This window comes from Streptomyces sp. NPDC049040, assembly GCF_043197715.1.
Classification (GTDB): domain Bacteria; phylum Actinomycetota; class Actinomycetes; order Streptomycetales; family Streptomycetaceae; genus Actinacidiphila.
Genome location: NZ_JBICTO010000017.1, coordinates 96,404 through 117,364 on the forward strand (window position 1 = coordinate 96,404; position 20,961 = coordinate 117,364).

The window sequence follows — 20,961 nt, forward strand, 5'->3', positions numbered from 1 at the left end:
TGTTTCCGCTCCCGCTCGGCCCGTCCGGCTGTCGTCGCCCCTGCTCAGCGCATCCTATTGCGCCCGTCGGGGTCGGCTCGCTGTGGCACCATCGGCAGCGACCCGATGTGTGCACCAACCACCACAGCAGTCCCCCGATTCCTGCGAGGAGCAGCCCATGCCGTCCGTTCCGCTGTCCGAGACCGTCGCCTCACTCATGCCCCGTGCCCGTACCGAGCTGGCCGAGCTGGTGTCGTACACATCGGTGGCCGACGAGCGGCAGTTCCCGCGCAGCGAGAGCGAGAAGGCTGCGGCCTGGGTGGCCGCGGCGCTGCGCGACGAGGGCTTCCAGGACGTCGCGCTGCTCGACACGCCGGACGGTACCCAGTCGGTCTACGGCCTGCTGCCCGGCCCCGCGGGCGCGCCGACAGTGCTGCTCTACGCGCATTACGACGTGCAGCCGCCGCTGGACGAGTCGGCGTGGCTGTCACCGCCGTTCGAGCTGACCGAGCGCGACGGCCGCTGGTACGGCCGCGGCGCCGCGGACTGCAAGGGCGGCCTTCTGATGCACCTGACGGCGCTGCGGGCGCTGCGCGAGCACGGCGGTGCGCCGGTGAACGTCAAGGTGATCGTCGAGGGTTCCGAGGAGCAGGGCACAGGCGGTCTCGAGCGGTATGCCGAGGCGCATCCGGAACTGCTCACGGCCGACGCGATCGTGATCGGCGACGCGGGGAATTTCCGGGTCGGGCTGCCGACGGTGACCTCGACGCTGCGCGGCATGGTGCTGACCGAGGTGCGGGTCGCCACGCTCGAGGGCAATCTGCACTCCGGGCAGTTCGGCGGCGCGGCGCCCGACGCGCTCGCGGCGCTGATCCGGATGCTCGACTCACTGCGGGACGCCTCGGGCGCGACCACCATCGACGGTCTCGACGGTTCCGGATCGTGGGCCGGGCTCGACTACCAGGACGAGGACTTCCGCAAGGACGCCAAGGTGCTCGACGGCGTGGAACTGGTCGGCACCGGCAGCGTCGCCGACCGCATCTGGGCCCGCCCCTCGGTGACCGTGCTGGGAATCGACGCCCCGCCGGTCGTCGGTGCGACTCCCTCGGTGCAGGCGACCGCGGGCGCGCTGGTCAGCGTACGGGTGCCGCCCGGCGTGACGGCGGAACAGGCCTCCCAGGCCCTGACCGCGCATCTGCGGGCGGCGGCGCCTTGGGGTGCCCGGGTCGAGGTCACCCAGCGCGGCAGCGGCCAGCCTTTCCACGCGGACACCGCGAGCCCGGCCTATGCCGCGATGGCCGAGGCGATGCGGGAGGCGTACGGGCAGGAGCTCGCGGTGGCCGGCCAGGGCGGCTCCATCCCGCTGTGCAACACGCTGGCGACGCTCTATCCGCAGGCGGAGATCCTGCTGATCGGGCTCAGTGAGCCGGAGGCGCAGATCCACGCGGTCAACGAGAGCGTGTCGCCCCAGGAGTTGGAGCGGCTGGCGCTGGCGGAGGCGGTCTTCCTGCAGCGCTACGCGGCATCGAAGGCGCCGGGGTCCGCGGGCTGAGAGCCGAGCGCCCGGGGCCTGTTCGTGGTGGTCCCGCCCCGCACTCGGCGGTGGCGGGACCGGGGCGGGTCATTCGGCGGGGTGGCCGGCTTCCAGGTTGAGGGGGCGGCCCTGTTCGCGGGCTCGCAGCGCCCAGCGCAGCCGGTCGAGCCGCACCGGCGGCAGCAGGTCTGCGGCCTCGTCCTCGGTGACGAAGCGCCAGTCGCGCAGTTCGGCTGGGGGCAGCAGCAGCCGGTCGATGACGGCGTTCGGCACCCGGCCGCCGTCGAAGAGCAGTCGCAGCCCGCCGTGGCCCGGGGGCTGCGGCGGTTCCCAGTCGACCACCAGGAGTTCGAGCCCGCCGGTCAGCTCGATGCCGAGTTCCTCGGCGACCTCGCGGTGCCCGGCCCGCGCCGGTGACTCGCCGCGCTCGACGACTCCGCCGGGGAATTCCCAGCCGGGTTTGTAGGTGGGGTCGACCAGCAGGACCCTGTCGGCGTCGTCGAACAGCAGCACCCCCGCCGCCACCGTCTCGGCCCGCGGCTCAGGGGTCTGCACGATGCCGCAGGACCCCGCGCCCCGGCTGACCGCCTCGGCCAGCCGCAGCGCCGTCTCCCGCGGTGTCAGCCCGGCGGCGGGCAGCACATGGGCGTCGCGTTCCAGCCAGGGCAGCGCGTCGAGGTAGTCGGGGATGCGGTCCAGCGCCCAGTGGCGTGCCGGGTCGGCCACCGGGGAGTGGTCGGAGTATTCGGTCCACGCGGCGATCCTGCCTCGCAGGATCGTTTCTCCGAGGTCGAGCAGCAGATGGCGGATCTCGATCCCGCGGGAGGCCAGCCCGCCGAAGATCTCATCGCGGTACTCCTGCCGCAGCAGCGTCATCGGGACGACGAGGACCCCGCCCACCTCGGCGAGCAGGGCGGCGCCGGTCTCGATCACGAGCCGCCGCCAGATGGGCAGTTCCTGGTAGTCGGTGACCTCCTGGAGCCGCTTCTCCGGCAGCAGTTGCCGCAGGCAGCTCCCGAGCGCGTCGGGGTCGTACAGGGTGCTTTCCGGTATGAGGTCGAGCATCTCGCGGGCGGCGGTCGACTTGCCCGCGCCGAACGCCCCGTTCACCCAGATGATCACGGTGCCCCCTTCTCCGTAGACCCCTACGAATTGCCCGGATCATCGCCCCCGGCAAACGCGTCGGCCCCGGCGGCGCCGCGTACCGGCCGGAGCAGCCGGGAGGGGGCGGCGAGTGCGGCGGCGACCGGGTCGGTACGGGCGGGGGCGGTCCTGGAGCGCATCTCGATGTCGGCGGGGGGCACGTGCGGCACACCGCACTGCGGGCAGCCGCCGGTCATGTCCAGCCGGGTACCGCATTCGGCGTGGTGGAAGGTCCTGGACGGCTCGTCCCCCGAGACGTGCAGCGAGCCCCAGCGCATCAGTCCGTGCAGCGGCGGCCACAGGTCGAGTCCGGCGTCGGTGAGGACGTAGTCGTAGCGCGGCGGCGACTGCTGGTAGGCCTCCTTGCGCAGCACTCCCGCCTCGGTGAGCGCGGTCAGCCGTGCGGTGAGCACGGCCCGCGGGATGTCCAGGTGGACCAGGAAGTCGTTGAACCTGCGCACGCCGTAGAAGGCGTCCCGCACGATCAGCAGGCTCCAGCGCTCGCCGACCACCTCCAGGGCGCGGGCGAGCGAGCAGTCCTGCTGCGCGTAGTCGGTACCGAGTGCCATATGCCTCAGCCTACCGCCAGGTTCGGTGAACAGACCTTGATGGTAGGCTCAGGTCCGCAGTGAGTTCATTGACCAGACTCAATCGATTCCGGCACTCCCGTCCCGACCGCCCCCGCGGAGGAGACCTGATGAACGCGCAGGCCGCACAGAGCAGCACGGCCAAGGACGCCGCCCCGCCCGACCACCGGGAAGGGAAGGCCGGACCGCCGGCGGCCGCACCGGGCGCCGCGATGACCCTGTTGACCGTGGGCCTCGGCACCCTGCTGACGCTGATGGCCTTCACGGCCCCCGCCACCACACTTGCCGCCACCTCCCACGGCCTGCACTCCGGCGCGGTCGCCCAGACCTGGATGCTCACCGGTACTCCCGTGGGCCTCGCCGCGCTGCTGCTCACCATGGGCAGCGTCGCCGACGCCCGCGGACGGCGGCGCACGTTCGGGGCGGGCGCCGTCCTGCTGCTGCTGGCCACCGTGCTGTCGGCCGCCGCCCCCGACACCTCGCTCTTCCTGGCAGGACGCATCCTCCAGGGCGTCGCCAGCGCCGCCGTACTGGCCGCGGGCCTCGGCCTGATCGCCGACACCCACCCCGCGGGGCAGCACCGGATACGCGCCCTCGGCGTCTGGGGCGCGACCGTCGGCGGCGGCATCGCGATCGGGCCGGTCTACGCGGCGGTACTGACCCAGGCCTGGGGCTGGCGTTCGCTCTACTGGGGCCTGGCCCTGCTCGCCGTGCCGGTGGCACTGCTGACGGCCGCGGTCCCCGAGTCGCGTGCCGCGCACCCCCGCCGCCTCGACATCGCGGGTGCCGTCACCCTCAGCGCCGGAACAGCCGCCCTGGTGGCCGGCTTCGGCGAGAGCCGCAGCGGCTGGCTGCGGCCCGCCGTGCTGATCCTGCTGGTCGCCGCCGTCGCCCTGCTCGCGGTCTTCGCCGCGGTGGAACGCCGGGTGGCGGAACCCATGCTCGACCCGGCGCTGTGGCGCAACCCCACCTTCCTCGCCGCCGGTGTCGGGGCGCTGACCACGGGCCTGGCCGTGGTCGGGCTGTTCAGCTACCTGCCCACCATGGTGCAGGGCGTGCTCGGCACCAGCGCGGTGTCGACCAGCCTGCTCTTCGTGGTCTGGTCCGGCATCTCGGCGGTGTCCGCGCTGCTGGCCCGCCGCCTCGCACCGCACATCGGTGCCGACACGCAGGCCGCACTGGGCCTGATGGTCTCCGCCGTCGGCCAGGGCGCCCTGTACGGGATGCACGTCGGCGGCTCCTACGGCCGGCTCTTCCCCGGCCTGGCCGTGGCGGGCGTCGGCAGCGGCGTCCTCAACGCGGCACTGGCCCGGCTGGCCGTCTCCAGCGTCCCCGCCGAGCGCAGCGCGATGGGTTCCGGAGCCAACAACACCGCCCGCTACGTGGGTTCCGCCCTCGGTGTCGCCCTGACCGTCTCGGTCGTGACGGCCGCCCACGGCCACTCCCCCGCCGCCGCACTGGCCTCGGGCGCCAACCACGCCTTCCTGCTCAGCGCCGCCGCCTGCCTGGCCGGCGCGGCCGCCGTCCTCCTGCTGGGCCGCCGGGCCCGCAGGACGGCCACCCTGTCCGGAGCCGCAGCGGCAGTCGCGGCCGCGCGGCGTTAAGGGCTGTCCCGGCCGCTCCCGGCGAGCGGGACCACACGAGTGCACCGCCCGCCCAAGGCCCCCCGGGCGCCACGCGCACGACGGATCGGCCACCCCGCAGCCTCCGGCGGCCCCGCCACGTCGACCGGCCCACGAAACCGGCCCACGAAACCGTCGAGGCCGAGCCCCTGGGCCCGTAAAGCCCTCGGCGCGGCCGTGAGTCGGCGCAGGCCGATTCCGCGAGCGGGACGCACGAGCGCACCGGACGGATCGCGCGCCCGGCGCCGGAGCGCCCCTGCGGGCGAAGGTCAGCCGGCCACGAAGCCGGCGAGGCCGAGGCCCTGGGCCGCAGCAGCGGCGGCGCCCACCAGGCCGGCGTCGGTGCCGAGCTTGGCCGGGACCACGTCCACACCCGCGGCGAAGGAGAGCGTGGCGTAGCGGGTCAGGTGCTCGCGCAGCGGGTCGAAGAGGACGGGGCCCGCGCCCGCGACGCCGCCGCCGATGACCGCGACGTTGATCTCGACCAGGGTGGCGGTGGCGGCGATACCGGCCGCGAGCGCCTGGGCGGCGCGGTCGAAGGAGGCCGCCGCGAGCGGGTCGCCGGCCCTGGCGGACTCGGCCACCGCGGCCGCGGTCGGCTCGGTGCCTGCCGGCGGCAGCCAGCCGGACTCCAGGGCGCGGCGGGCGATGTTGGGGCCGCTCGCGATGCGCTCGACGCAACCGCGGGAGCCGCAGGGGCACAGGTCGCCGTCGAGGTCGACGCTGATGTGGCCGATGTGCCCGGCGTTGCCGGTCGGCCCGGGGAGCAGGGCGCCGCCGAGCACGAGCCCGCCGCCGACCCCGGTGGAGACGACCATGCACAGCGCGTTGTCGTAGCCGCGGGCGGCACCCTGCCAGTGTTCTGCCGCCGTCATCGCGACACCGTCGCCGGTGAGGACCACGGGCAGCCCGCCGGCCGCCTCGCCGACCCGCGTGACCAGCGGGAAGTCGCGCCAGCCGGGAACGTTGACCGGGCTGACGGTGCCGTGCAGGGCGTCCACGGGACCCGCGCTTCCGATACCCACCGCGACGGCCGCCTGCCACTGCGGTGCGGCGCGCAGCTCGGCGACGACCTCGGCGACGGCACCCATCACCGTCTCGCCGTCCCGGGCCGCGGGCGTCGGCCGCAGGGACCGCGCGACGGGCCGGCCCTCGGTGTCGATGAGCGCCCCGGCGATCTTCGTACCGCCGATGTCCAGTGCGGCCACGAGTGGACCGGTCGCGCCGTGGGGGTGCATCGTTCGAGGGTCTCCTTCGTCGTTGTGTCGCCCGGGTTCCGCGACGGCGGTCCCAGAGGTAGTCTCGCCTGATCGTGACAACGTTGTCCATCTCTTGCCGCAGGGAATACTACGACCGTGACCCAAACTCCTGGACGTGTCCCCCGGCCCACGATGAAGGATGTCGCCGCCCGGGCGGGCGTCGGACTCAAGACCGTCTCCCGCGTGGTGAACGAGGAACCGGGCGTCACGCCCGACACGGTGGCCCGAGTTCAGTCGGCCATCGACGCACTCGGCTTCCGCCGCAACGACAGCGCCCGGCTCCTGCGCACCCGCAGGACCGCGAGCGTCGGGCTGGTGCTCGAGGACCTCGCCGACCCCTTCTACGGTGCGCTCAGCCGTGCGGTGGAGGACGTGGCCCGCGCGCACGGCGCGCTGCTGTTCACCGGCTCGAGCATCGAGAACCCGCGCCGCGAGCAGGAGCTGGTGCTGGCCTTCTGCGCCCGCCGGGTCGACGGCCTCGTCGTGGTGCCCGCCAGTGACGACCACCGCTACCTCACCCCGGAGATCGACGCCGGTGTCGCCACGGTGTTCGTGGACCGGCCGGCCGGCCGGATCGACGCGGACGTCGTCCTCACCGACAACGCGGGCGGCACCCGCACCGGCGTCGCCCACCTGATCGCGCACGGCCACCGCAGGATCGGCTTCATCGGCGACCAGCCAGGCATCCACACCGCGGCCGAGCGGCTGCGCGGCTACCGCGAGGCGATGGCCGACGCAGGTCTGCCGGTGCGCCCCGACTGGTACGCGATGGGTCCCACGACACCCGAGCGGGTCAGGGCGGCGCTGGCCACCATGCTCACCGGGCCGGAGCCGGTCACCGCGCTCCTCGCGGGCAACAACCGCGTCACCGTCACCGCGGTGCGGGTCCTGTCCGGCCGCCCGCGGCCGGTCGCGCTGGTCGGCTTCGACGACTTCGAACTCGCCGACCTGCTCGACCCGCCGGTCACCGTGGTGGCCCAAGACGCGCCGGGCCTCGGCCGCAGCGCCGCGCAGCTCCTCTTCCGCCGGCTGGACGGCGCCACGTCGCAGGAGACCAGCCGGGTGGAGCTGCCGGCCCGGCTGATCGCGCGCGGCTCGGGCGAGATCCCGCCGGCCGACTGATCCGGACGGCCCGAGCGGACCTCCGGCCGCGCGGCTACCGGCCCGCAAGCGCGTCGAGCCCTTCACGGGTCAGCCCGGTGCGGCCGGTGACCTCGGCCGGGTCCACGGCGCCGCAGTCCAGGCCGCGCAGCAGGTAGCCGCTGAGCGCGCGGGCGGTCGCCGGTTCGTCCAGCACCGCGCCCTCGGTCTTCGCCAGGTAGCCGGCCAGCCGTCCCGAAGCGGCGTCCAGGCCCTCCCGGTAGAAGGCGTAGACGGCCGCGTAGCGGGTCGGCAGCTGCGCCGGATGCATGTCCCAGCCCTGGTAGTACGCGCGGGCCAGCGAGCGCCGTACGAGCCCGTGGTGCAGCCGCCAGGCGGCGTGCACGGACTCGGTGGGGCCGACCGGCAGCACGTTGGTGGAGCCGTCGGACAGCCGCACGCCGGTGCCGGCCGCGGCGACCTGCATCACGGCCTTGGCGTGGTCGGCCGCGGGGTGGTCGGGCGCCTGGTCGGCGGCGCTGACCCCGCAGGCGGCGCTGTAGTCGAAGGTGCCGTAGTGCAGCGCGGTGGCGCGGCCCTCGGCGGCCTCGATGAGCCGCGGCACCGTGGCGGTGCCGTCCGGCCCGAGCACGGACTGGGTGGTCTCGATCTGGATCTCGAACCCGATCCGGCCCGCGGCCAGTCCCGCGGCCCGTTCGAACTGCCCGCACAGCGCGGCCATGGCCCGCACCTGGGCGGGGAAGCTCACTTTGGGCAGGGTCAGCACGAGCCCCGCGGGCAGCCCCCCGCCGTCGAGCAGCGTGGTGAGGAAGAGGTCGAGGGTGCGGATGCCGCGGTCCCGCACGGCCGCCTCCATGCACTTCATGCGGATGCCGATCCACGGCGGGGCGCTGCCGTCGGCGGTCGTCGCGTTCACCGTACGCGCGGCGGCGACCGCCGCAGCGTCCTCCTCGGGGTCGGGCCGGGTGCCGTAGCCGTCCTCGAAGTCGATGCGCAGGTCCTCCACCGGTTCGCGGCGCAGCTTGTCGCGCACCCGGTCGTGCACCTCCGCCGCGAGCCCGGCGGGCAGGCCGAGTACCCCGGCCAGCGCGCCGGCGTCCGGCGCGTGCGCGTCGAGCGCGGCCAGCGCCCTGTCGCCCCAGTCCCGTACGGTCCCTGCGGTGAAGGCGTCGGCCGGCACGTAGACGGTGTGGACCGGCTGCCGGGTGCCGGGGTCGCCCGGGTAGCGGCGGGCGAGTTCGGCGTCCGTGGCGGCCAGCGAGGCGCCGATCTCGGCGACGTACGCGTCCGCAAGTGTCGTACCGGCCGGTTGCACCATGGGCCACCCTCCCGAATTCAACAAACCGTTGAAGGGAAGCTAGTCGGGGCCGTCCTGCCGGGTCAACACCCGCAGGACGCATGCCGCGGCCCCCGTACGCCGGGCGTACGGGGGCCGGGGTGAAGGCCTGCTGCGGGCAGGTCAGCCCTTGCGGGTCTTGATCTCCTCGGTGAGCTGCGGGACGACCTGGAAGAGGTCGCCGACCACGCCGTAGTCGACCAGGTCGAAGATCGGGGCCTCGGCGTCCTTGTTGACCGCCACGATGGTCTTGGAGGTCTGCATGCCGGCCCGGTGCTGGATCGCGCCGGAGATGCCGTTGGCGATGTAGAGCTGCGGCGAGACCGACTTGCCGGTCTGGCCGACCTGGTTGCTGTGCGGGTACCAGCCGGCGTCCACCGCGGCCCGGGAGGCGCCGACGGCCGCGCCGAGGGAGTCGGCGAGCTCCTCGATGACCGAGAAGTTCTCCGCCCCGTTGACGCCCCGCCCGCCGGAGACCACGATCGCGGCCTCGGTCAGCTCGGGGCGGCCGGTGGACTTGCGCGGGGTGCGGGAGACGACCTTGGTGCCGGTGGCCAGCTCCCCGAAGGTGACCGCCAGCGGTTCGACCGCGCCGGCCGCCGGGGCGGCCTCGACGGGCGCCGAGTTCGGCTTGACGGTGATCACCGGCACACCGCGGCTGACCCGCGACCTGGTGGTGAAGGCGGCCGCGAAGGCCGACTGGGTGGCGACCGGCCCGTCGTCACCCGCCACCACGTCGGTGGCGTCGGTGATGATGCCGGAGCCGAGGCGCAGCGCGAGGCGGGCCGCGACCTCCTTGCCCTCGGCGGAGGAGGCCACCAGGACGGCGACGGGCGACACGGCGGCGGCCGCGGCCTGCAGCGCGTCCACCTTGGGCACCACCAGGTAGTCGGTGAACTCGGGCGCGTCCGCGGTGAGCACCTTGACCGCGCCGTGCTCGGCGAGCACGGGGGCGGCGGTCTCGGCGCCGGGGCCGAGGTGGACGGCGACCGGGTCGCCGATCCTGCGGGCCAGGGTCAGCAGTTCGAGGGTCGGCTTGCGGACGGCGCCGTCCACGTGGTCGACAAGGACGAGGACTTCAGCCATGGGAATCGTTCTCCTGCGGAAAGTGAGGGGCGGGGGCGGGCCTGCGGTCGCTGCTGCCCTGCCCGGGCGCGCGGCGCCGGGCGGGGCCGTCCATCAGATGAACTTCTGCTCCGCGAGGTAGGCCGCGAGCTGCTTGCCGCCTTCGCCCTCGTCCTTGACGATCGTGCCCGCGGTGCGCGGCGGGCGCTGGGTGGCTTCCTGTACGGCGGTCCAGGAGCCGACGAGGCCGACCTCGGCCTCGTCGATGCCCAGGTCGGACAGGTCGAGGGCCTCCACCGGCTTCTTCTTCGCGGCCATGATGCCCTTGAAGGACGGGTAGCGGGCCTCGCCCGACTGGTCGGTGACGGACACCAGTGCGGGCAGCGACGCCTCCAGCTGCTCGCTGGCCGCGTCGCCGTCCCTGCGCCCGGTCACCTTGCCTTCGGCCACCGCGACCTCGGACAGCAGCGTGACCTGCGGGATGCCGAGGCGCTCCGCGATCAGCGCGGGCACCACGCCCGCCGTGCCGTCGGTGGAGGCCATGCCGGTGACGACCAGGTCGTAGCCGGCGTGCTCGATGGCCTTGGCGAGCACCAGCGAGGTACCGATCACGTCGGTGCCGTGCAGCGCGTCGTCCTCGACGTGGATCGCCTTGTGGGCACCCATGGACAGCGCCTTGCGCAGCGCGTCCTTGGCGTCCTCCGGCCCCACCGTCAGCACGGTGATCTCCGCGTCGTCGGCCGCCTCGGCGATCTGCAGCGCCTGCTCGACGGCGTATTCGTCCAGCTCCGACAGCAGGCCGTCGACCGCGTCGCGATCGGTGGTCAGGTCATCGGCGAAGTGACGGTCGCCGGTGGCGTCGGGCACGTACTTCACAGCGACTACGATCCTCAAGCTCACGCCTGCTCTCCTACTGCTTCGTCCTGCACGTCTTCGTCAACTGCCCCGGCAGCGCCCTGGCAAGTGCCCCGGAATTGGCAGCATAGGCGCCCGTGGCTGCGGCTCCCCGCCGGACGCAGCACGCGTCGCGGCGAGTACCCCGGCAGATATATTACTTGCCAGTAGACAGAGGGTGGCGGCGCTTCGCAAGGTTCGCCGCGTGTGACCTGCCCTACGCCGACGGCGGTGCGCCGCGACGCCGCGCGGCGAAACCGTCAGACCGCTGCGCCCAGCGCGGCGATCACGTCGGCGCGCCGCGGCTGTCCCGAGGCTCTGCGGACCACGGCGCCGGCCGCGTCGAGCACCAGCACGGTGGGCGTCTTGAGGATGTGCAGCCTGCGGACGAGGTCGAGCTGCGCCTCCGCGTCGATCTCCACATGGCGCACCCCCTCGACCATCGCCGAGACCTCCGCCAGCACCCGCCGGGTGGCCCGGCACGGCGCGCAGAAGGCGCTGGAGAACTGCACGAGCGTGGCCCGCTCACCCAGCGGCGCGCCGAGGTCCGCCGCCGTCAGCCGCTCATCACCGTCCGTGGCACGCACCCGGATCCTCCTGTCTTCGCGCCGGTGGCGGGCGCCCAGGGCGCCACGCCCGCCACGCCGCGCTCGCAGCGCATGCTATTCCCGCACTTCAGCGTCGACAGGGCCGCGGCGATTCCCCCGGGCGCCGGACCCCGCCGGCCGCGTCCGCCGTCCCGACCTCCACCGCCCGCCTCGGCTGCGGCACCCGCTCCGCCCCGAGGCGTACGCTCGGTCGGGCGGACGACCTGACGCCGAAGCGGAATCGGCGCCGGGGTGACTGCGCAGTGACGTGAGAAGAATCTCCCCGTGGCGGGGTCGCCCGGGGTGACAGCGGACCCGCTGCCAAGGCACCATCGCTCAGCGGCCGGACAACCTACGGGCGCGTAACTTCCGCCGGGAGCGCCGCCCCGGAGAGAGCAGGTGCCCTGACATGGCCGAACTCGTCTACCCACCGGTGATCGGTTTCGCCCGCACCATGTTCAAGGTGCAGGGCCTGCGGTTCGACATCCGGGGCACGGAGAACGTACCGCGTGAGGGCGGCGCCCTGCTGGTGAGCAACCACATCGGCTACCTGGACTTCGTCTTCTGCGGCCTGACGACGCTGCCCGCCAGGCGCCTGGTGCGCTTCATGGCCAAGGAGTCGGTCTTCCGGCACAAGGTGTCGGGGCCCCTGATGCGGGCGATGAAGCACATCCCGGTGGACCGTTCGGAGGGCATGCACGCCTACGCGCACGCCTTGGAGGCGCTGCGCAGGGGCGAGATCATCGGGGTCTTCCCCGAGGCGACCATCTCGCAGTCCTTCACCCTCAAGTCGTTCAAGTCCGGCGCCGCGCGGCTGGCGATGGAGGCGGGCGTGCCGCTGCTGCCGATGGCGCTGTGGGGTACCCAGCGGTTGTGGACCAAGGGCCACCCGCGCAGCCTCGGCCGCACCAAGTTCCCGATCTCGATGCGGATCGGCGAGCAGATGCGCCCGCACGACAACGAGAAGGCCGGCGCACTGACCCGCCGGCTGCGGATGCGCGTCCAGGAGCTGCTGGAGGACGCGCAGCGCGCGTACCCGGGCCGCCCGTCCGGTCCCGACGACCACTGGTGGCTCCCCTCGCACCTGGGGGGCACCGCCCCGACGCCCGAGGCCGCGGCGGAGCGCGACCGGGCGCCCGAGGTGGCGAACTGACGGCCGACTCGGGCGCGTCACGGGGGAACCAGGGCTCAGCCGGCCGCTGCGCCGGACAGTTCGGTGGGCAGCACGATCCCCGAACTGTCCGGCGCGGCGCGCAGGCAGGCCACGACGGCCGGCTGCGGGGCCGCGTGGACCATCGGGTAGTCGCACTCCCCCAGCTCCGGGCGCACCGGGAAGGCCAGCCGCTCCACGGTCAGCGAGAAGCGGGTGTCCACGCCCGGCCGGTTGCCCCTGGGGTCCAGCCGTATCCAGCGGTCCACGCGGGGCAGCCGCAGGGCGATCAGGCCGTGCAGAGCGGGGTCGGAGCCGTCGTCCTCAGTGAGCCGCTGGTAGCAGAGCCCCGCGGGTATGCCGCGGGCCCGCAGCAGGGCGGTGAGGGCGTGTGACTTGGCGTAGCAGATGCCGTTGCGCTGCTCCAGCACGTCGGACGCCCGCCAGCTGACCCGCGGGTCGCCGGAGTCGAAGGAGTGCGGGATCGCGTCGCGGACGTATTCGTAGGCCACTTCCGCATATTCATGCGGCTCATGAAGACCCTCGGCGAGCAGCGCGGCGGTCTCCCGTACCAGCGGGTCGTGGTGGTCGATGACGTCATCGGCCGCGAGATATGCGGAGAGGTCGGGGACCTCCTGGATCGGTTCCATGGACCGACCCTAGAGAGCCACCGACCTTCGATCAATCGAATTGCCGCACTCCGTATATATATTCAGGCGACGGGGGTCACGCGCCGGAGGCCATCTCCTCGGCGATGGCCGCGGCGAAGCCGTCCACGTCGTCCTCCGTGGTGTCGAAGGCGCACATCCAGCGCACCTCACCGGTCGACTCGTCCCAGAAGTAGAAGCGGTAGCGCTTCTGCAGCCGCTCGCTGACCTCGCGCGGCAGCACCGCGAAGACCGCGTTGGACTGCACCGGCCGCAACACCCGCACCCCGTCGATGCCGCGTACCGCCGCCTCCAGCCTGCGGGCCATCGCGTTGGCGTGCTCGGCGCTGCGCAGCCACAGGTCGCCGGCGAGCAGCGCCTCGAACTGCACGGACACGAAACGCATCTTGGACGCCAGCTGCATCGACAGCTTGCGCAGGTACGGCAGCGCGCGCACCCGCTGCGGGCTGAGCACGACCACGCACTCGCCGAACAGCAGGCCGTTCTTCGTACCGCCGAAGGACAGGATGTCGACCCCCGCCTCGGTGGTGAAGCGGGCAGGCGGCACCCCCAGGCTCGCCGCTGCGTTGGCCAGCCGCGCGCCGTCCAGGTGCACGGCCATGCCCAGCTGATGGGCGTGGTCGCAGACCGCCTTGATCTCCTCGGGCGTGTAACAGGTGCCCAGCTCCGTGGTCTGGGTGATCGAGACGACCTGCGGCTGCGCCCGGTGCTCGTCGTCGAAGCCGTACGCCTGCCGGTCGATCAGCTCAGGGGTGAGCTTGCCGTCGGGGGTCGGCACCGTGAGCAGCTTCAGCCCGCCGACCCGCTCGGGCGCGCCGCACTCGTCCACGTGGATGTGCGCGGAGTCCGCGCAGATCACCGCGCCCCAGCGCTCGGTCACCGCCTGGAGGGCGGTCACGTTGGCCCCGGTGCCGTTGAAGACCGGGAAGACCTCGGCGGTGGGGCCGAAGTGCCGCTTGAACAGCTCCTGGAGGTGCTCGGTGTACGCGTCGCCGCCGTAGGCGACCTGGTGGCCGCCGTTGGCCAACGCGAGGGCGGTGAGCACCTCGGGGTGGACCCCCGCGTAGTTGTCGCTGGCGAAGCCGCGCGTGCCCGGGTCGTGCCGCCGTACGGCGTCGGTCGGGGTGGTCGGTTCTGTCACGGTTGGGGCGTCAGCCACTGGCGGGTCCCGTTCACATCGTCGGCGGGGCGGTTCCAGACGTCCGCGATCGCGTCGGCGAGATCGCGCACATCGGTGAAACCGGTGAATTTGGATTGCGGGCGCTCGGCCCGCAACCCATCGTGCACCAGCGCCTTGATCACCAGGACAGTGGCTGCCGCGGTGGGGTCGTCGCCGCTGAGCTTGCGGAAGGAGTCGCCGAGTGCGAGCGTCCACGCCTCGGCGGCCGCCTTCGCCGCGGCATAGGCGGCGTTCCCCGCGGTGGGCCGGCTTGCGCCGGACTGGCTGATCAGCACGTAGCGCCCGCCGGGGCTGCGCATCAGACCGTCGTGGAAGGCGAGCGAGGTGTGCTGCACCGTCTGGATCAGCAGCTTGTGCAGCACGTCCCAGTCGGCAAGCTCGGTCTCGGGGAAGGAGGCGGAGCCGCGCCAGCCGCCGACCAGGTGGACCAGGCCGTCGACCCTGCCGTGGTCCTTCTCGATCCGGGCCGCCCAGTCCTGGCTGGCCTCCAGGTCGAGCAGGTCGACGATCTCTCCGGTGATGTCGGCGCCGCCCGCGTCGTAGCGCGCCGCGTCGACGGCCTCGGCCAGGCGTTCCGGATCGGCGTCGGCGGCGATGACATGGCCGCCCGCGCGGGCCAATCGCTGGAGTACGGCACGGCCTGCCGGTCCGCCGGCACCCGCCACCGCGATCACCGCTCCGTCAAGACCACCGGAATACGTGTCCGTCGTCATGTCCGCCTCCTCGGCCGCACCGGTCACGCGGCGCTCCGTACCGGGCTGTCGCCCGTGATCCCCTTGGTGGAGGCGATCACCTCGCGGAGCTTCTTGGCAAGGGCTTCGTAGAACATGCTGAGCGGAAACTCGTCCGCCAGCACGTCGTCCACCAGCTTGCGCGGGGGAAGCTCCAGGTCCAGGGCGTCAGGCCCCTTGGCCCAGACCGACCCGGGATGCGGCGAGAGGTAACTCGCGACCAGATCGTAGGCGGCGAACCAGTGCACGAGCTTGGGGCGGTCGATGCCGTCCCGGTACAGCGTCTCGATTTCGGCACAGAGCTGGTTGGTGACCTGCGGTGCGCGCTCCCAGTCGATGTGCAGGGTGTTGTCCGTCCAGCGTACGGCGTCGTGCTTGTGCAGGTAGGCGAAAAGCAGCTGACCGCCGAGTCCGTCGTAGTTGCGCACCCGCTCGCCGGTGACCGGGAAGCGGAAGAGCCGGTCGAAGAGGATCGCGTACTGCACGCCGAGCCCCATCGGGTGGCCCTCGGCCTGGAGCTTGACGGCCTCACGGAAGGTGGTGAGGTCGCAGCGCAGCTCTTCCAGGCCGTACATCCAGAACGGGGCCCGCTGCTTGATCATGAACGGGTCGAACGGCAGGTCGCCGTGGCTGTGGGTGCGGTCGTGGATCATGTCCCAGAGCACGTAGGTCTGCTGCGCCAGCTCCTGGTCGGCGACCAGCCGCGCGGCCTCCGGCGGCAGCTCCAGGCCCAGGGTGTCCACGGCGGCGGCGGTCACCGCGCGGAAGCGGGCCGCCTCGCGGTCGCAGAAGATCGCGCCCCAGCTCCAGCGCTCCGGGGGCTTGCGCACGGCGACGGTCTCGGGGAAGAGCACCGCCGAGTTGGTGTCGTAACCGGGAGTGAAGTCCTCGAAGGTGATCGGTACGAACTGCGGGTTGTCGTACCGGGTGCGCTCCAGCTCCGCGAGCCAGTCCGGCCACATCACCCGAAGGGCGACGGCTTCGAGATTGCGGTCGGGGTTGCCGTTCTGCGTGTACATCGGGAACACGACCACGTGCCGGCGGCCGTCGCGGCGGTCGGCGGAGGGCTGGAAGGCCAGCAGCGAGTCAAGGAAGTCGGGCACTCCGAAGCCGCCGTCGGCCCAGCGGCTCAGGTCGGCCGCCAGGGCGCGGTGGTATTCGGCGTCGTGCGGCAGCAGGTCCGTCAGCTGCCCGACCGCGTCCACGACCCGTCCCAGGGTGCGCTCGGCGTCCTCGCGGGAGGGCGCGCCCTCCGCGTCGAAGTCGATCGAGCCGTCCTTCGACTGCCAGGGCCTGATGGCCTCGACCGCCTGCTTCAGCGCCGCCCACACGGGCTGAGCGACGACAGATTCGCCGGATATCCGACCGATGCGAGCCGCCTCCGACGAAAGAACTTCACCCATGACCGCTCCTCCACAGAAAAAATTACCGTGCCACCACCGTATCCACGAGGTTGTTCCCGCTTCAAGCGCAGTCGAAGCGGATCGTCCGGCCGAATAGCCCTGCTGCGGCGTTTCCTCCGTGGGATGTCCCGGATTGCGGCATGGGAATCCGGGGACGGCCGCCCGGCGCCGACTCGTCACGGCGCGTTCGGCCCGCCGTTGCCCTGGCGGCTTATGGTGCCGCTATGAGCTTCCTCACCGTCGGTCACCGCGGCGTCATGGGCGTCGAGCCGGAGAACACCCTGCGGTCCTTCCGCCGCGCCGAGCAGGCCGGGCTCGACCAGATCGAACTGGACCTGCACCTGAGCAAGGACGGCGCGCTGGTGGTGATGCACGACCCCGACGTGGACCGCACCACGGACGGCAGCGGGCAGATCCGCGACCTCACGCTGGCCGAGATCCGCACCCTGGACGCCGGGCTCGGCGAGCGGGTGCCGGTCTTCGAAGAGGTGCTCGACGCGGTGAGCCGCCCGATCCAGGCCGAGATCAAGGACGCCGCGGCGGCCCGCGCGCTGGCCGACACGCTCCGCGAGCGCGGCGAGACCGAGCGGGTCAGTGTGCTGTCCTTCCACGACGAGGCGCTCGCCGAGATCCACGCGCTGCTGCCCGACGTCCGTACCGTGCTGGTCGCGAGCGACCTCGGCCCGGAGATCGTGAGCCGCGCTCAGGCGGTCGGGGCGCGGCTGGTCAGCCTGGATCTCACCCGGCTGAACCTGGACGTCGTACGCCGCTGCCAGGCCGCCGGGATCGCGGTCATGGCCTGGACCGTGAACACCGCGCAGGACTGGGCGCTGGCCAGGGCCCTGCGGCTGGACGGCGCCGCGACCGACCTGCCGGCCGAGCCCGCCGTCTGACGGCGGGGCCCGCGGCGTCGGGGGCGCCGGTCGTCAGGCGAGCTTCTTGGTCAGCAGCTCGAATTCCAGGTCGTCGCGGGTCGGCTTCCCGAAACGCTCGTCGCCGTAGGGAAAGGCGCTGGTCTTGCCGGTCCTGGTGTAGCCGCGCCGCTCGTACCAGGCGATCAGGTCCGCGCGGACCGAGATCACGGTCATGTGCATCTCGGCGACGCCCCACTCGTCGCGGGCGAAGCGTTCCGCCTCCGCCATGATCAGCTTGCCGAGCCCGCCGCCCTGGAGGGTCGGGCGCACCGCGAACATGCCGAAGTACGCATGGTCGCCGCGGTGCTCCAGCTGGCAGCAGGCCACGAGCTCGCCGCCGCTCTCGACGATGACCAGCCTGCTGTCGGCCTTCGCTATGACGGCGAGTACGCCCTCGGGGTCGGTGCGCTGCCCCTCCAGGATGTCCGCCTCGGTCGTCCAGCCCGCGCGGCTGGCGTCGCCGCGGTAGGCGGACTCGATCAGCGCGACCAGCGCGGGGACGTCTTCTGCGGTGGCGGGCCGGAAGCCCGGGCCGGCGGCGGTGTCCATGCCGGACAGGCTAGCCGGGCCCGGCGCGGCCCCGCCCGGGGGCCCAGGGTCCGGGGCGGGAAGCCACCGCTCGGGGCCCAGGGTCCGGGGCCGGGAGCCACCGCTCAGCGGCCGGGGGCCCAGGGTCCTGCCGTCGGAGCCTGGGGGCCGCGGTGCCACCGCTCGGGGCCCAGGGTCCGGGGCCGGAAGCCACCGCTCAGCGGCCGGGGGACGGGCAGGGTCCTGCCGTCGGAGCCTGGGCGCCGCGGTGCCGGGGCTCGCACGGGTTGCCGGCGAGGAGGGGCGGCGCGCGACCGTGGAAAACGCTCCCCCATCCACTTCAATGCGCTCGGGTGTGCGCCGCCGCGACCGGGCAGGCTCTCCGCGGACCGCCTACGCGCACCCGGGCGGCCCGCGGACCCGAGGGGGGAGGGGCGATGCACGGACCGCCGCTGGTGGCCTGGCTGCTTGTGGTGCTCAGCGCCGCCGCGGCGGTCTGGTGCATACTGCGCCGCGAGGCGCGGAGCGAGGCACTGCTGGGGACGGGCATGGCCGTGATGGCCGTCCCGCTGTCGGTCTTCGAGCCGCCGCGGTGGGGCACCGCGGCGCTCGTGGTCGTCTTCGGCACGGTCGCGTTGCACGCCCTGCGCCCGTCCGGCCGCCCGATGTCCCATCGGATGCACCACCTGCTGTGCGCCGGGGCGATGGTCTACATGTCGGCGGCGATGGCGAGCGCGGGCTCGGCGCACACGGGCCACGCGGCCCACGCGGGCGCGGGCGCCCCGCTGCTGACCGGGCTGCTGCTGGTGTACTTCGCCGGCTATGTGCTGCACACGGGCACCCGGTTGGCGATACCGGCCCTTCCGCCCCCCGCGGCCCTGACCGCGCCCCTGCCTCCCGGCGGCGCGATACGCCTGCGGCACGCCCCCGAGGTCGCGGCGGCGTGCCGGGTGGCGATGGCGCTGGCCATGTTCGCGATGCTGCTGACCCTGTGACGGCTCGGCGGCCGGTCCCGTGCGCCCCGCAGCGGCCGGCCTGCTGCCGGGCAGGCCCCGCCGCCCCCGCGGGCGCGGCGGGGCGTGCCGGACGGCGCCGCGACGGGCAGGCATCCGACGGGCCGCCGTGCCGCCGGGCCCGGCGGCGCGGCGGGCTCCACGGGGCCGCGTGAGTGATGCGTCACATCGGATGCCGGCCGACCCCGCCGTTCACCGTGCACTCCTAGGGTGATCGTCATGACGGTCCCGTTCGTGCTGCTGATCCTGGGCGCACTGACGGCGGCGATGGCGCCGCGACTGCTGTCCCGTGCCGACTGGCCGGAACGCGAACCGGTGCTGGCCCTGTGGGTCTGGCAGTGCGTGGTCGCCGCCGTGCTGCTGTGCTGCCTCTCGGCGCTGGCCCTCACCGCCTCGGCGGCGTGGGCGGCGGTGCGCGGCCACGTGTTCGCCTTCGCACCGCATGGCGTCGTCGACGCCTACGGCCTGTCGGAGTACGGCCGCGGTGCGGGCGCGCTGGCCGTCATGCTCGCGCTGGGCGGGGTGTGGACGGCGGCGATGCTCACCCGCGAGGTGCGCCGCGCACGCGGCAGGCGCCGGCAGCGCCGGGCCGAACTGCGGGTGCGGTCGCCGCGTCTGCCGGGCGAGGAGGTACCGGCGGGCGAGCGCCTGGTGGTGCTGGAGGACCCGAGGTCCGACGCCTGGTGGCTGTCGGGCGCGGAACCGCGGCTGGTGATCACCACGGCGGCGCTCGGCCGGCTCAAGGGCCGCCAGCTGGACGCGGTACTCGCCCATGAGCAGGGGCACATGCGGGCCAGGCACGATGTGCTGCTGCACTGCGCGGGGGCGCTCGCGGGCGGCTTCCCCCAGGTGCCCGTCTTCACCGCTTTCCGCGACCAGGTGCACCACCTGGTCGAACTCGCCGCCGACGACACGGCGTCGCGCCGCTTCGGCCGGCTCACCACCGCGCTGGCGCTGGTGGAGCTGAACGAGGAGCGCGGTGTCTTCGGCCCGGCTCCCGCACCGCTGGCCGCGCTGCCCGGCCGGGTGCACCGGCTGCTGGACCCGGCGCCCCGGCTGCCGCTGGCCCGCAGGATGCGGATGAGCGCCTGCGCCCTGCTGGTGCCCGCGATCCCGCTGCTGATCGCCTTCGGCCCCGGCCTCGGCGCGCTGACCTGGTGACCGGCCGGCCGAGCGCCGACCATGTGCAGGACACCCCACACCCCGCCCTGCCCGCGGACGTGAACGGCGGGCAGGACCCACGACGCGATCAGGCGAGGCGATGAAGGTCAAAGGCTGCATGTTCGACTTCTCCGGCACCGTCTTCAGGATCGAGCCCTGCGCGGACTGGCTGCGCGGGTCCCTGCGGGCGGCGGGCGTGGCCGCCGGTGACGACGAGATCGCGCACTGGGCCGAGCGGTTGGAGCAGTCGGGCGCGCAGCCGGGCGGAGCGCCGCCCGCCGGTTGGCGGGCGGACGCCGCGGGTCCCGACTGGGCGCGGCGCGACCTCAGCGCGGAGTTGCACCGGCGGGCCTACACCGCCAGGTCCCGGGCGATCGGGCTGCCCTGGGACATCCACGACACGCTCTACGACCGGCACATGGCCGCGGCGGCCTGGCAGCCGTACCCGGACACCGCCGAGGTGTTCGCGGCGCTGCGGGAACGGGGCGTGCCGGTCGCGGTGGTCAGCAACATCGGTTGGGATCCGCGGCCGGTCTTCGCGGCCCACGGGCTCGACCGCCTGGTCGACGTCTTCGTGCTGAGCTTCGAATTCGGGAGGCAGAAACCCGATCCGGCGATCTTCCGCGCCGCCTGCGAGAGGCTCGGGGTACCGCCGCGGGAGACCCTGATGGTGGGTGACGACCGCACAGCGGACGGCGGGGCCGCCGCTCTCGGCTGCCCTGTGCACTTCGTGGACCACCTGCCCGCCGACCGCAGGCCGGACGGGCTGCGTGCGGTGCTCGGCCTGCTCGGCTGACCCGTGCGCACGGGAGAACGGCGGGGGGGGGGGGGGGGGCCGCCCCCCCCCCCCCCCCGCCCCCCCCCCCCCCCCCCCCCCCCCCCCCACCCCCCCCCCCCCCCCCCCCCGCCCCCCCGGGGGGGCGCGCTGGGGCGGGGGCCGCGGGCCCCGCCCCCCCCGGGGCCCCCCCCCCCCGGGGGGGCGCCGGCCCCGCCCCCCCCCGGGGGCCGCCGGCCCCGGCGCCCGTCCCCGTACCCCCGTGCGGGCACTGGCCCACCGGGGTGTGCTGAGTATATTGGCTCGGAGCCAGTCAACCCAGGAGTAAAGC

At 73.7% G+C, this 20,961-nt stretch carries 20 protein-coding genes; 8 read left to right on the forward strand and 12 right to left on the reverse strand.

Annotated features, from left to right (window positions below):
• Positions 1 to 157 precede the first annotated feature (157 nt).
• On the forward strand, positions 158 to 1,531 hold the full coding sequence (locus ACGFMP_RS30325; RefSeq protein ID WP_393676332.1) for a dipeptidase: 1,374 nt from the start codon (positions 158 to 160) through the stop codon (positions 1,529 to 1,531).
• 69 nt (positions 1,532 to 1,600) lie between these two features.
• Here the strand turns inward: ACGFMP_RS30325 and ACGFMP_RS30330 are convergent, their stop codons facing one another.
• Positions 1,601 to 2,635, reverse strand: a complete 1,035-nt coding sequence (locus tag ACGFMP_RS30330; protein ID WP_393676333.1) for an NUDIX domain-containing protein — start codon at positions 2,633 to 2,635, stop codon at positions 1,601 to 1,603.
• A 23-nt stretch (positions 2,636 to 2,658) separates the two neighbouring features.
• On the reverse strand, positions 2,659 to 3,225 hold the full coding sequence (locus tag ACGFMP_RS30335) for a winged helix-turn-helix transcriptional regulator (RefSeq protein ID WP_393676335.1): 567 nt from the start codon (positions 3,223 to 3,225) through the stop codon (positions 2,659 to 2,661).
• 128 nt (positions 3,226 to 3,353) lie between these two features.
• On the opposite strand from ACGFMP_RS30335, the gene ACGFMP_RS30340 reads away from it, so the two are divergent.
• Positions 3,354 to 4,847, forward strand: a complete 1,494-nt coding sequence (locus ACGFMP_RS30340) for an MFS transporter (RefSeq protein WP_393676337.1) — start codon at positions 3,354 to 3,356, stop codon at positions 4,845 to 4,847.
• A gap of 287 nt (positions 4,848 to 5,134) precedes the next feature.
• Here the strand turns inward: ACGFMP_RS30340 and ACGFMP_RS30345 are convergent, their stop codons facing one another.
• Entirely contained in the window at positions 5,135 to 6,103 is a 969-nt protein-coding gene (locus ACGFMP_RS30345) for an ROK family protein (protein ID WP_393676338.1), read from the reverse strand.
• Positions 6,104 to 6,256: 153 nt separating this feature from the next.
• Here ACGFMP_RS30345 and ACGFMP_RS30350 point away from each other — a divergent pair, with 153 nt between their 5' ends.
• The gene (locus ACGFMP_RS30350; RefSeq protein ID WP_393676404.1) at positions 6,257 to 7,246 is read left to right on the forward strand and encodes a LacI family DNA-binding transcriptional regulator; all 990 of its coding nucleotides are present in this window, start codon (positions 6,257 to 6,259) and stop codon (positions 7,244 to 7,246) included.
• A 34-nt stretch (positions 7,247 to 7,280) separates the two neighbouring features.
• Here ACGFMP_RS30350 and ACGFMP_RS30355 read toward each other — a convergent pair whose 3' ends face one another.
• The 4 genes from ACGFMP_RS30355 to ACGFMP_RS30370 form a co-directional block, all read right to left on the reverse strand.
• Positions 7,281 to 8,543 carry a DUF6986 family protein gene (locus tag ACGFMP_RS30355; protein WP_393676340.1) on the reverse strand — a complete coding sequence of 421 codons (1,263 nt, stop codon included), beginning with the start codon at positions 8,541 to 8,543 and terminating at the stop codon, positions 7,281 to 7,283.
• Between the two features lie 141 nt (positions 8,544 to 8,684).
• A complete protein-coding gene (locus ACGFMP_RS30360; RefSeq protein ID WP_393676341.1) occupies positions 8,685 to 9,647 on the reverse strand; it encodes an electron transfer flavoprotein subunit alpha/FixB family protein in 963 nt (320 codons plus the stop codon).
• Positions 9,648 to 9,740: 93 nt separating this feature from the next.
• Complete coding sequence (locus ACGFMP_RS30365) at positions 9,741 to 10,526, reverse strand: electron transfer flavoprotein subunit beta/FixA family protein (protein ID WP_393676342.1); 786 nt, start codon at positions 10,524 to 10,526, stop codon at positions 9,741 to 9,743.
• A gap of 254 nt (positions 10,527 to 10,780) precedes the next feature.
• Positions 10,781 to 11,176 carry a thioredoxin family protein gene (locus ACGFMP_RS30370; RefSeq protein ID WP_393676405.1) on the reverse strand — a complete coding sequence of 132 codons (396 nt, stop codon included), beginning with the start codon at positions 11,174 to 11,176 and terminating at the stop codon, positions 10,781 to 10,783.
• 340 nt (positions 11,177 to 11,516) lie between these two features.
• Here ACGFMP_RS30370 and ACGFMP_RS30375 point away from each other — a divergent pair, with 340 nt between their 5' ends.
• A complete protein-coding gene (locus ACGFMP_RS30375) occupies positions 11,517 to 12,260 on the forward strand; it encodes a lysophospholipid acyltransferase family protein (RefSeq protein WP_393676343.1) in 744 nt (247 codons plus the stop codon).
• Between the two features lie 35 nt (positions 12,261 to 12,295).
• On the opposite strand, the gene ACGFMP_RS30380 is transcribed toward ACGFMP_RS30375, so the two are convergent.
• The 4 genes from ACGFMP_RS30380 to ACGFMP_RS30395 form a co-directional block, all read right to left on the reverse strand.
• Positions 12,296 to 12,907: a transglutaminase family protein gene (locus tag ACGFMP_RS30380; protein ID WP_393676345.1), complete on the reverse strand. Its 612-nt coding sequence runs from the start codon at positions 12,905 to 12,907 to the stop codon at positions 12,296 to 12,298.
• Between the two features lie 76 nt (positions 12,908 to 12,983).
• Positions 12,984 to 14,084, reverse strand: coding sequence for a threonine aldolase family protein (locus ACGFMP_RS30385; protein ID WP_393676346.1), 1,101 nt, complete (start codon positions 14,082 to 14,084; stop codon positions 12,984 to 12,986).
• Positions 14,063 to 14,818, reverse strand: a complete 756-nt coding sequence (locus tag ACGFMP_RS30390) for an SDR family NAD(P)-dependent oxidoreductase (protein ID WP_393676348.1) — start codon at positions 14,816 to 14,818, stop codon at positions 14,063 to 14,065. Before ACGFMP_RS30390 ends, ACGFMP_RS30385 begins: the two co-directional genes overlap by 22 nt.
• A gap of 23 nt (positions 14,819 to 14,841) precedes the next feature.
• Positions 14,842 to 16,239 carry a DUF6421 family protein gene (locus tag ACGFMP_RS30395; protein WP_393676350.1) on the reverse strand — a complete coding sequence of 466 codons (1,398 nt, stop codon included), beginning with the start codon at positions 16,237 to 16,239 and terminating at the stop codon, positions 14,842 to 14,844.
• 224 nt (positions 16,240 to 16,463) lie between these two features.
• Here ACGFMP_RS30395 and ACGFMP_RS30400 point away from each other — a divergent pair, with 224 nt between their 5' ends.
• A complete protein-coding gene (locus tag ACGFMP_RS30400) occupies positions 16,464 to 17,132 on the forward strand; it encodes a glycerophosphodiester phosphodiesterase (protein ID WP_393676352.1) in 669 nt (222 codons plus the stop codon).
• A 33-nt stretch (positions 17,133 to 17,165) separates the two neighbouring features.
• Here ACGFMP_RS30400 and ACGFMP_RS30405 read toward each other — a convergent pair whose 3' ends face one another.
• Positions 17,166 to 17,702, reverse strand: coding sequence for a GNAT family N-acetyltransferase (locus ACGFMP_RS30405; RefSeq protein ID WP_393676353.1), 537 nt, complete (start codon positions 17,700 to 17,702; stop codon positions 17,166 to 17,168).
• A 416-nt stretch (positions 17,703 to 18,118) separates the two neighbouring features.
• On the opposite strand from ACGFMP_RS30405, the gene ACGFMP_RS30410 reads away from it, so the two are divergent.
• The 3 genes from ACGFMP_RS30410 to ACGFMP_RS30420 all read left to right on the forward strand — a co-directional run bounded on the left by ACGFMP_RS30410 (position 18,119) and on the right by ACGFMP_RS30420 (position 20,651).
• Complete coding sequence (locus tag ACGFMP_RS30410) at positions 18,119 to 18,676, forward strand: DUF5134 domain-containing protein (protein WP_393676354.1); 558 nt, start codon at positions 18,119 to 18,121, stop codon at positions 18,674 to 18,676.
• A 237-nt stretch (positions 18,677 to 18,913) separates the two neighbouring features.
• Positions 18,914 to 19,855, forward strand: coding sequence for a M56 family metallopeptidase (locus ACGFMP_RS30415; protein ID WP_393676355.1), 942 nt, complete (start codon positions 18,914 to 18,916; stop codon positions 19,853 to 19,855).
• A gap of 100 nt (positions 19,856 to 19,955) precedes the next feature.
• Positions 19,956 to 20,651, forward strand: a complete 696-nt coding sequence (locus ACGFMP_RS30420; protein ID WP_393676356.1) for an HAD family hydrolase — start codon at positions 19,956 to 19,958, stop codon at positions 20,649 to 20,651.
• The last annotated feature ends 310 nt before the right edge of the window (positions 20,652 to 20,961 follow it).